Raw genomic sequence first — 2,621 nt, forward strand, 5'->3', positions numbered from 1 at the left:
CTATATGTAACCATTTTGCGCTGGATTAATTTGCAAGCGGGTGATACCTGCGAGTACTTCCACGGCAGCCGTACGTTGCGCCTGGGCTTTCACACCGTCAAACCAGAGGAAACAGGCAAAAACTTTTTTCAACTGGCCATCAACGAGGAAAGTATACCGCGGGGGCTATCCTTTCCTGTGTTTGTACGCGTTGTCCGTAATGGCTCTGGCACGCCAAGTACCTCAGATGAGCTGACTGTCTTCGTCAAGGACACGCGACCTGGCCTGGATGAACAGCCCGGGCTGGGGTACCACGACAAATTGCTGCTCAGCTTGCCGGACGACCTCGCAGCGCCCGGCGCAGTCTTGACTCCGGAGCGCGCCGCCCAAGGCGTAGTGTTCACGCTCGATTACCCCGGTAAACGTGTGCGAGACAAGATTCTTTTGTATTGGGACACGATCGCGCAGGTGGTGGTTTTCCAACTCGATGACGACCACGCCAGCGGGGCAAAGCCGATTGAAGTGGAAGTTCCGGCAAGCGTCATCGGCACCGGCAGCGGCCTCCTACCGATACGTTATCAGGTGCTCGATGAAGTGGAAAACCGCTCCGGGCATGTCGAGCACTTTTCTCAGGCCGTGCATGTACAGGCCGAGCTTGACCCCAGCCTGCTCAGGCGGGCGCGCTTCCTCGTCGGCTCCACCTCGGTCACCTCGGTCAATTATGATCAGGATGCAGGGAAATTCTTTGCTGTTCAGGTAGTCACGCCTTTTCAGCTTCCGGATGGCCGTTTTGTCCCGGCGAATACTCGCGTCATTGCAACCTTGAGTGGTACTCACGCCGATGAGTCAACGTTTGAACTCGATCTGACCGATCAGCGCGCGGACCCGGGTTGGCCGACTTCGTTTCCTGTCGATGACGACACCATCAAACAATTGATCCAAGGCTCGATGAAGATCACCTGGCGGCTTGAGTTCCCGCTGGGCACCTTACTGGCCAAGTCCCAATCCCTGACGATCCTGATCTCTGGCACGATTGCGGACATGCCGGCAGTCACGGTGGTGCAGGCCGATGCCGGCTTGATTGACCCCGAAGAGCCTTACATCACCATTAATTATCCGAACCCGGCCTATACGCCCTACGATCCGGATAATCTGGTCAGGCTGCGGCTGGAGGCTGTTCTACCGGGTGGCGGGCTCGTTGAATACGAACAACGCCATAACGCAGGCGCTCCACCACCGCCCACCCGTTTTCGTACCGTAACCCAAGCCAACTTCGCTCGATTTATCGGGCTGGGCGATGTGCGGGTTTTCTACACGGTAGACGACGGCCTCATGCGGGCATTGGGTACAGGGACGCAGGCCATCCGCGAGTCGGAGTCGACGTATGTGCGGTTCGGCGAGCGTATTGCCGAAATGCCAAGGCCGGAAATCGACCGGGTCGATGAGGACGACAACCTAGACCCAGATGACTTGTTTGGCCAGCTCGACATCACGCTGCCCTACGCTGAAACTTACGATGGCGATGTCTTTACATGGCGCCTGACAGGGACGGCTGTGGACGGCAGCACCCAGGGTGACATCCGCCTGAATCCCGCCACCGCAGGAAGTCCAGTGCACTTTTCGCTGGATCGGCACTACGCCGACACCAACCTGGGCGGCGTGATTCGCTTGAGCTATTCAATGATCCCCGCGAATGGTGGGCGCACCCTGCGCTCTGAAATACTCGAAGTGACTGTCGGTAAGGCGCTGGGTGACCTGCCTTGCCCGGAAGTCCTCGAAGCATCCAAAGCCCCCGACCAATTGGCACCGGAAGCGGTTACCGCCGGTGCGACCATTCGGGTCACCTTCGCGCAGATGCTACCGACCGACCGTATCCGAGCGTGCTGGACCGGCATTCCCGACATCGGCAGCCACTGTGAAACCCAAGACGGCAACCCCCGTAAAACCGTGGACTTCACCGTCCCGCCTGAAGTCGTGGGCGCCAATATTGCGCCATTTGGCCAACGGATCAACGTGCAATACTTCCTCATACGTAACGGACGAGAAACACCTTCTCCAATCCTCGACCTGCTGCTGCTCAACCTGACCACCTTGCCGATCCCGACCATCGAAGGGATTGGAGACGCCCCGGTGCTCGAGACCTCCAAGTTGAATGGAACCGAGCGCACGATGATCAATATCTGGCACTTCATTCATCGGGCTCAGCGCATCTGGATGGAGTACAGCGGCACCTATGATACCGTTCCAGAGACGCCATACTTCGAGGCCACCTACACCAACAACCTCGTGACCGAAGAAGGCGAACGCACTGGGATCCTGCCACCGACCCCCGTGGACGAACTGCGCAAGCTCAAGGATGGAACGCTATTAACCGTCCGTTTCTGGGTCTGCTTTGACCGCAGTTTCAACAAGGCCAATGCGGTGTTGTTCCGCGAGCGCCACTACACCATCCAGTCCCTGCCGGGCGTATTGCCCCACCCGTTTATCAATGGCACCACCGACACCGGGCCGAACGTGACGGTGGACCCGCTGCCGATTGAGCACAATACGACGGTCACTGTTCGCTACACCGGTATGAGCAATCGGGATCGCATAACGTTTGAATGGATTTTTGCCGATGGTACCCACCATACGGCGGTCGA

General features: G+C 58.1%; 1 protein-coding gene. It reads left to right on the plus strand.

Annotation, left to right across the window (positions count from 1 at the left end):
• On the plus strand, positions 1-2,621 hold a 2,621-nt coding region (locus tag JMV15_RS27765; protein ID WP_201491981.1), incomplete at both ends, for a hypothetical protein.

The sequence above is a fragment of the Pseudomonas paracarnis genome (genome assembly GCF_904063055.1).
In the GTDB taxonomy this organism is placed as follows: Bacteria; Pseudomonadota; Gammaproteobacteria; order Pseudomonadales; family Pseudomonadaceae; genus Aquipseudomonas; species Aquipseudomonas paracarnis.